Raw genomic sequence first — 8,052 nt, forward strand, 5'->3', positions numbered from 1 at the left:
AACACGCGAGGCGCCGCGGACAGCGCCCCGTCATTATGCGGAGCGACACAGCGGCAAAGCCCTTGAAAACCGCGGCCACCAGCCAACGACTCCGCATAATCCCGCGCTACGCATAATCGACGTTGCCCGAGTAGATGCGGAAGTGCGGTCCCTTGTCGGAAGGGTTCTCGACACGGATCAGCTTGGCCTTGACGTTGAGGTTGAGCGTCTTGATGGCGCCGGAGAAGCCATTGCCCGTGGAGGTGAAGGTGCCGATGGTTGCCATTGTCTCATTCCCTTGGTTTTCTCGTGCCGCGCCTATCGCGACCTCGATGGCGGTCGTGAGACCGGAGGCGATCGACCTGCACCCGGAGGGCCGAAATGAAATGGAGGGCGGCCGGCAGCGACTTTCTTGGACCGCGAGGAATGGTGCGCAGCGCCAGGGGAAGAAAGTCGAGGACGGTCGTTGCAGGGACAAGATCGAGAGCCCGCGAAGCGGGATCGGTCTTCGGTCAGACCAGCCTCTATCGAGGACGCTGATGGGTGCGCCCGTCGCGAAAACACAGGGAATGAAGACAGGCAGCCCTAGTCGGTTCGGCCATTCGCATCAAAGTAACGGGCGTCGCAACGAAACGTAGCTCACCTTAAGCAGGCCACCTAAGCGCCGCGTCATCACCCGCAATGGAAACCGTCGTTGTCAACAACGTCGGTGCACCTGTCGAACTCGCCATCGCAAGATCGATAACGAGGCTGGCGACGTACTCGCCAGTTGGATGCAACCCCGCCCTCCGCATCCATGCGACCGACCGCCCTGCGAGGCGTGAAACAGATGCTAGCCTCGCTGGACATGCCGGCCTCCGAGTCCGGGGCGATTCCGCCGGCACGCGCGATAGAACGAAGCTGGGCGTTCGGGTTGCAACTCCACAGCGTTGGAGAGGCTTGTGAGCACATTCGGCCTCTGCAGCAATCCGACAGCCCGGCTCGATTTTAACTCGAGCGTTATTTGGCCGGGGCTCGCAGCGGGCTGTCGGCCCACTTCCGGGCGGCAGGATCGCGCAGCGGATCGTCCTCGCAGACCGGGCAGACGTAGCGCGGCCGGCCGGGCGTGACATCGTCTGGCACAGCCGTCATCGGCTTACCGCACTTCGGGCACAGCTTCCGGCTAGGTAGAGCGGAGTCATGGTTTTTTTGCCTGCCGGGACCAGCTTAGTTCCGCTTGCGCCGCGAGCACAAGTAGATCGACGAAAATTGTCCGCATGCACCAGACCGCTTGACGTGGAGCGCGTCTCACACTGAAATCCGATTTTCAGTGATGTTGCGGGGTGGCGTCGTGGAAGAATTTTACAGGGGCTTCGCGCAGCGGGCGCGCGATCTGGCGGAGAAAGCCGATCCGTTCACCAAGCGGCGGCTACTCGACCTAGCCCAGCGATACGATCTCAAGAGCAGACCGGGAGCCCCGGGCGGTCGGACCCTCCCGCCGCCGCGCGCGACGCCACCGACGGCGCTGTTTTCCGGCTCCGGCGAAGCTTAAGACTAGTCGGAGCGCGGCCCGGTCGTCGGCTTTCTATGTGTTCATCGACCGGTCCGGGTGTCTGCCGCCCGCGGTCGCGGTGCTCGCGTTAGTACAAGCTAAGCCCTACTACACTGAACCGCGCACGCGCGCCGCGAAGGGTCATCGCCTGCGCCGCGCGATCTCGTCAGCGACCATGCCCTCCGCCCGCACCAGCCGCTCATGCAGGGTCTCGAACATACCGAGGATCTCTTCATTGGTTTCATTCTTGCCCTGCTCGATCGCTTCGGCGACGAGTTCATCAAGGGGCGTCTCCTTCAACTGGCCTTTCTCCAGAAGCTCCTCAAACAGCCTATCGCTGCTCGGTTGCGGTTGGATGCGGCCGTCGGAGTTGCACCAAACGGTGAATGTCTGTTGTCCCAGAACGGCGTGCTCGACCATCTCCGCATCCAACGGAATCAGCGTCCCCCAGGCCTCGCCCGCCTCGTCCGCGAACCCCGCCACGTACATCCGTTGCTCCGCCGCGCCTTCATCACGAGGCTGGAGGAACGGCGTGAGGATGATTGGAGGGTGTTTTGCCATGACGGTCTCTCCGAACGGCTTTGCGTCGACCCAGCGCAGCAGCTGGGTCAGTGCGGATATTTCGATCGCACGAAAAAGCAAGGTCTGGGAACGGCGCTTCATTGCCTCACGCCCGCTGTTTGTCTCGCCGGCGAGAATTGATCTGCGCCATCAGGATCGGACCAAGCGAAAATTCGCCGACCTCCGCTTTTCGCGTCAGACCGCGCAAATAACCGCCGGCGGAATTGATCGCCGTCCCGCGCTGCAGGATACACGCGACGACGATGGCTGCGGGCACCTCGCCCATAACCTTTTGCGCCTCCTCCCAAGCGCTCGGGCTGATGCCCAGCATCGATCGCACAACGGCCGCGGTCGCGAGGAAATCGCGCCAGTTCGAAATCCCGCCCTTCGCATAATCGACGATGTCTGGGCACGCACTCAGGACCATTCCTAATGGATACGCCCCCTCCCCGACTCGCGAAAGTTGAGGTCTGGGCTCAGCTCCCGCCGCCCTGCCTTCTCGAAGGCTAGGTTCAAGATCAATTAAGGTATCGGTATTTGAATTCTGTATGTGGCGCTCAGAATGGGACTCATTGGCGCTCGGATTCTTAGATTTGATGTGTTCTTCCAGAAGATTGAGCACATCGTCAGCAAGCTGCGACAGCTCGTCGGCGATCGGCTCTAGCTCCTGACGCGTCGCAGTACGCGGAATCTGGGCGACCATTGCGCGGAAGGCAGCATGCACCTCCTGCCAATCAGCGGGTCCCTGCCCTGCCCTTCGCGTTGGGACGCCTTCCTCGATGCCAGTTGCAATCATCTTCGCGATGTCGCGCCGGCACAGCGTGATCCGCTCACGCACGAGCTTGAGCGCGCGGGCTTCGGCCTCGATATCGGCCGCCAGGCTCTCAAACTCTTCCGAACGCACGACGAGCGGCGACAAATCGAAGCCGAAGGCGAGCTCGATTTCGCCGGCATCGTCCTTCCGTGCATAGCGCTTGCCATTTGGACTGTCGCGCCGAACGATCAGCCCAGCGTCGACCAGCACAGCAAGGTGACGCCGCAGCGTCGATGCCGGCATGCCGTGCGCCCGCCGGCTGAGCTGATGGTTCGACGGGAAGACGATCAGATCATCCTCCCCTGTCAGCGCAGTCTCAGGATGGAAGGTCAGGAGCGCGTTTAACACCGACAGCGCGCGCTCCGACACGCCGAGGCGCGGCCGTGCCGTACAGATGGCGTGGAAGATCTTCCACTTGTGCACGATCTTCTCGGGAGAACGTTCGGTTGCGACCATCTGGCTTGCCACATGGGCAAGCGTCAACGATCGCCGCCCAAAAGGCGTCGTTGGAGAATGTGACTGCATGTCTTTGCCTCAGCTGGGCAAAGAAAACCTGCTCGCCGAAACGACGATAAAATCGCGTAGAAACTCTTGACTGCGATTCGCGAAAGTGATTCTCTGTCAGTCGCCAAACTTGAAGAGAAGGGCTTCCGGAACTCCGTTTCGGGGGCCTTTTTCTTTTGCCTTGTCTGCTCCTGGTTCGTGTTTACGGGACGAGGCCGTTAAGCCTCGGTAGTTTCCTGACCGCCGCTCGTTTTGGAAAAGGCGTCGAACAGGGCCGGGATTTGGTCGACAAGAAATGCCGCGAAAGTCGCCGAGACATTCTTGTCGAGGGTAACCTTCAATTCGCGCTCGGCGTGACGCACGTGCGCAATCTTATCGCCGGATGCGGAAAAGACCGGCTTGTCTTCCGAAGCCTTCGATGTGCCGGCGGACGGCGGACGGCTGGCTGCTGAGAACGCGGCGAGAAATCGTGCGTCAGTTTCCCGCTCCGCAAATTTCGCTTCAGCGATCGCCGCTCTGACTCGTTTGAGCGCCCCGGCATCCTTGATCAATTCAGCAAATGACTGCCAGCGGAAGCGGCCAACTTTCGGAGCCTTGCCGATGGCTTGAATAACATCGGTTGGAACTGATCGGGCCACAGCAAGAAGTTTCGAGGCCTCCGCTCGATCAATCGACAACGCGTCCTGCACGACTGATCGGTTATGCCCCGCATCTTCGATATGCATCGCGAAGGTGGCGCGCTCAATGAAGCTCAGATCTTCGCGTGGTGCGTTCTCGAGTCCTTGCGCCACGACAAGCGCTTCATCCGACAGCGCTCGCAGGATCGCTTTGACCGAAATGCCTAGTTCGCGTGTGGCGCGGACGCGGCGATGACCATACGCGCTCTGGTAGCGCCCTTTTGCTTCAGGATGCTCCCGAACGAGAATGGGCACCTCTTGACCACGCTGTGCAATGGACTGCTTGAGTGCCTCGAACGAGCTATCATCCTGGTCGCGAAACCGGTCGGCCAGCGGTGACGGATCGATAAGCGCGGGGTCGATTTCAAGGATCATCGCTCCGGATGCGATTCTGTCGCGAAGCTCCTCGTTCTCTTTCTCGACTCCGGAAAAAGTGTCTTTCAACGAGCGGACTGATCCCGACGAGACCCGCGGCAACGCACCGGGCATGTTGTCAGCTGACAACGCAGGTGATTGCGGGGCCGTGAAAAGGCTCTTGATAGTGTCAGTACGTTTGCTCATCGACCCCACACCTTCTTAAGAAGTTGCGCGATTTCAGCATTGACCGCGTCGACCGATTCCAATGCCCGGTCGTAGGCGCCCCGCCCTACGGCGCCGCGCTCCAGCTCATAAAGTGATTGCTTGGTGAGACCAGCATTGGCGATCGCGGTCGATTTCCACACTGTGGCCTGGAGCACATCCGATCTAAAAAGGGTCCGGAGGAGAGCCACAATTTGCGCTTCGGGCACGTCATTAGGATCATGACGCGTAATGACGTACCGGATGAAATCGTGATCGAGTCGCCCGCCAGCTTCCTCGATGACGGACATGAGGTCCGACGTCATGAGGAGAAATTGGCTCATGGACGCGACATCGACCATCTGAGGATGGATGGTCACGAGCATCGCGGTCGCCGCGTTCAGCGCGCCCATGGTCAAGTAACCAAGTTGTGGTGGGCAGTCGATGACGACGACGTCATAGTCGTCGGCGACTTGGTCGATGGCGCTGGCGACACGGCGAAAGAATAGGTCGTGTCCGCGTTCACGCCGCTCGACCATTGCTCGGGGCGTGGTGTGCTCGAACTCCATAAGCTCGAGATTGCCTGGAACGAGACCTATCCCGTCAAAATAGGTCGGTCGAACCACCTCCCGCATTGGCCGCCGGTGTTCGTCATATCGAATGGCGCCGTAGAGAGTTTCGTTCGCTCCGATGTCGAACTCGGGTTGGTACCCGAACATTGCTGACAGCGAAGCTTGCGGATCGAGATCGATCGCGAGGACCCTAAAGCCGGCGAGGGCCAAGTATTGCGAAAGATACAATGCCGTCGTCGTCTTGGCGGAGCCGCCTTTGAAGTTCGCGACGGTGATGATTTGTAGCTTGTCGCCTGGGCGCCGGCGCGGGAGAAATTCCATTGCTTCGCGGGGCCGCGCGGTGGCTAGATACCCACGCAACTCATGAATCTGACCCAGAGTGTAAGACCGTCGCCCCGCGATTCCTGTCGCTGGGGTCGGTCCAAGTCCGTCGAGAGAAAGCTGCCGAAGATACCCATCGGACACGCCCGCAATTCGTGCAACCTCCCCTGAGGTGAACGACCGGAGCGACTTGCTCGCTGAAGGCGGGAAAAGCGTCGTTGCGAGCGAGCGAAGCTGGCCGGAAAGAATGCCGGCATGCCGAGAGATCCGCGCAGACGCGGTCTCGCTCATCGTAACCAAATCTTCCGCTAAGATCGCCATTTGCCTTCTCAAGACGGTTTTTGCGCGTCAGACGCCTAAACTCCGTCTTGAGAGATGGCCACGATTCTATGATTTGAGCAAGAAATAAAGGGTTAACGAGTTCTTAACGCCCGATGGCGCGCCCAACAGCGAGCAAACGGCCTATTGGCGTCGCCTTGCTGTTGTCAGCTGACAACAATGGCCCCAGCCGGCGGGAGCGAGCCTCTACTATAGCGTGATTCGGCTGGGCTCCACGGACCACCCCAAGCGTCATTCTGTGGTCACGCCACCTGCTGCTCCGATCAGTGTTACTACCCCGCGGCGCGCCGGGGCCTCCTTCCATGCGCAGTAAACTCCTCGCTTCTGGTATCGACTCCGCGTGCACCGGGCTTGACGGGGGGTTTTCTCTCCCCGCGCGAGCGTCCCTATTTCCCACTTCCCAGCCAGTCGTCACCCCCGGAGAATTGCTTCCTCGGAATGCAAGGCGGGTCCGCTCAAGCTATTCAACCCCGACGCCCGGACCGGCGGCCCCACGAAAGGCGCCCTGCCCGGCCGCGTCGAAACACCCGAGCGGGATAGCGAGCGGCAGGACGTTGTGGGATGTTGGATCGCCAGGTCCGGACGCAATTAAGCTGTCACGGCGTTGACCGATGCGCTACCGCAGCACTGTACTGGGCGCCACTCACCCGAAGCGCGGCACACGGTAACAGGTCTCCAGCCGGTCGGGCGACCAGGTGTCGAATCTGCGATTGCTCTTGCGCAGCCTGATCACACCGAGGGGGCCCGGACCTCTGGCCGCAACGCCGCCAACCAGCCCGGCCCTGCCTGCGGCGAAGGAGGACAACGTGGCCCCGGTCCTCACCCGGACTGGCACGCCGTACTGCAGATCGGCTTGCGCCGAGCCGGATCCAAAAGTTGGGAGACGGTAAGTTCCACACCCGTGCGCCGCATTAGGATTCCATCCCAAGCAAGGGGCTTCGATCGCAGGGCGTCAGGAAGGCGCGACGGATGTTGTCAGCTGACAACATCGTCTCCCTGCGCCCCCCCAAGAGGATGGCCGCGCCAGGGTCGGCAGGCGAACGCGCAGCCGGCCCCCATCATAGTCGGCATCGGGATCAAGGCGTGACCGTGGATTGTCTGGACTAGCCGACTAGCAAGTTGAGCTCGCGCCTTGCCTGGATCCGATGCGTCAGGAAGCTAATGCGCCGGGGCCGGCGTCGAAACGGCACTGCGTTCGCGGGCGCAAGGCCGACCGAAAATCCGATCTGGCAGAGTTGCGTGACAACAGAACGAGGTCGGTTCGATCGGGCAGGGGAGAATCGGCTCACGCGGTGCCAGCTACCAACCAGTCCCTGGAGCAGTTGTTGTCAGCTGACAACAATCTGTATCCTGCGGTCATTTGGATCCACGTCGCCGACGCATGTCCGTCCCGTCGAGCCATGCCCGTCAGCCCTCGTCGATCTGGACCCGATGAGTTCATTCGGAAAAGATTGGTCTCGCCTCCAGCCCAGGACATGCGAAGCACCACCGGAAGACTGGGAGGTCGGCATTCATAGAATACTAACCATACGAAGCCTGATGACCTCTGCGGCGTCCTTGTGACCCGCGCTACGGCAAGGGCGACACCCGGTTCAATCTCGGGGACCCTCTCGCCTAGAACCGCTGATGTTCAAGGGCGCCGATTTCCCCCAGACCGACGAGGCGGCCTGACAAGTGCTACTATCGGAGCGAGGCGGGACATGGCAGAAGTTCTGAACGGTGATTCGCGGCGAAGCTGCCGAGCCGACTGCGGGCAAGCCAGCCCGAGAGCTATGCTGCGACCGGACCGACGAAGGTCCGAAAGAGGGCAGGGAGCTGCCAAGCGGCGCGCCCTCTCGGCGATTGAAGCCACGGCCGCCAAGGCACCAGAACCGCTGATTGGCGAACCGAATTCAATCCTTTTGATCGGGCAATGATCGAGAAGGGACGTCCGGAACCGACATCGCTATGACGGAAGCAAAGATCGTGTTAGCTTCCGTTTCGTTGGTTCCAATTAAAGTTATCAAGACCTTGCTGTGCAGCTACAAAATCCCCGATCCGCTGCCCTGGGCCCAGCTCGTAGGGCCGCTTGTCGCTTTCCGTTACCGATTTCAATTTGCAACGCTTAGCGGAAAATTGCCACCCGTTTTTCTGCCAGCGATTTCAGCGGGGTCTGACAACACCCTGATCTATCTGGCTTTCAAGGCCCAGCTCCCG

General features: G+C 60.7%; 6 protein-coding genes and 2 pseudogenes. 2 read left to right on the forward strand and 6 right to left on the reverse strand.

The window, feature by feature from the left end; all coding sequences use genetic code 11:
* Positions 1–115 precede the first annotated feature (115 nt).
* A pseudogene (locus G8O24_RS41940) lies at positions 116–265 on the reverse strand (DUF736 family protein); the annotation flags it as partial.
* Positions 266–978: 713 nt separating this feature from the next.
* Positions 979–1,110, reverse strand: a complete 132-nt coding sequence (locus G8O24_RS45315) for a hypothetical protein (RefSeq protein WP_283815659.1) — start codon at positions 1,108–1,110, stop codon at positions 979–981.
* 199 nt (positions 1,111–1,309) lie between these two features.
* Between G8O24_RS45315 and G8O24_RS44785 the strand changes: the two genes are divergently transcribed.
* Positions 1,310–1,510 (forward strand): hypothetical protein, encoded by a 201-nt coding sequence (locus G8O24_RS44785; RefSeq protein WP_311972564.1) that lies wholly within the window; start codon positions 1,310–1,312, stop codon positions 1,508–1,510.
* 141 nt (positions 1,511–1,651) lie between these two features.
* Here G8O24_RS44785 and G8O24_RS41945 read toward each other — a convergent pair whose 3' ends face one another.
* The 4 genes from G8O24_RS41945 to repA all read right to left on the reverse strand — a co-directional run bounded on the left by G8O24_RS41945 (position 1,652) and on the right by repA (position 5,838).
* Positions 1,652–2,173 (reverse strand): hypothetical protein, encoded by a 522-nt coding sequence (locus G8O24_RS41945; protein WP_244646374.1) that lies wholly within the window; start codon positions 2,171–2,173, stop codon positions 1,652–1,654.
* Between the two features lie 4 nt (positions 2,174–2,177).
* Positions 2,178–3,410: a plasmid replication protein RepC gene (gene repC, locus G8O24_RS41950; protein WP_188108335.1), complete on the reverse strand. Its 1,233-nt coding sequence runs from the start codon at positions 3,408–3,410 to the stop codon at positions 2,178–2,180.
* Between the two features lie 197 nt (positions 3,411–3,607).
* Entirely contained in the window at positions 3,608–4,627 is a 1,020-nt protein-coding gene (repB, locus tag G8O24_RS41955) for a plasmid partitioning protein RepB (RefSeq protein WP_188108336.1), read from the reverse strand.
* Entirely contained in the window at positions 4,624–5,838 is a 1,215-nt protein-coding gene (repA, locus tag G8O24_RS41960; protein ID WP_188108337.1) for a plasmid partitioning protein RepA, read from the reverse strand. The genes repB and repA overlap by 4 nt, the downstream gene beginning before the upstream one ends.
* A 1,965-nt stretch (positions 5,839–7,803) precedes the next feature.
* Here repA and G8O24_RS41965 point away from each other — a divergent pair.
* Positions 7,804–8,052: pseudogene (locus G8O24_RS41965) on the forward strand (hypothetical protein); the annotation flags it as partial.

This window comes from Bradyrhizobium campsiandrae (assembly GCF_014529705.1).
In the GTDB taxonomy this organism is placed as follows: Bacteria; Pseudomonadota; Alphaproteobacteria; order Rhizobiales; family Xanthobacteraceae; genus Bradyrhizobium; species Bradyrhizobium campsiandrae.

Excerpts from the sequence above, each read along its gene's own strand:
- repB (WP_188108336.1), bottom strand. The coding sequence starts at position 4,627 with ATGAGCAAACGTACTGACACTATCAAGAGCCTTTTCACGGCCCCGCAA.
- G8O24_RS41945 (WP_244646374.1), bottom strand. The coding sequence starts at position 2,173 with ATGAAGCGCCGTTCCCAGACCTTGCTTTTTCGTGCGATCGAAATATCC.
- repA (WP_188108337.1), bottom strand. The coding sequence starts at position 5,838 with ATGGCGATCTTAGCGGAAGATTTGGTTACGATGAGCGAGACCGCGTCT.
- repC (WP_188108335.1), bottom strand. The coding sequence starts at position 3,410 with ATGCAGTCACATTCTCCAACGACGCCTTTTGGGCGGCGATCGTTGACG.
- G8O24_RS45315 (WP_283815659.1), bottom strand. The coding sequence starts at position 1,110 with ATGACGGCTGTGCCAGACGATGTCACGCCCGGCCGGCCGCGCTACGTC.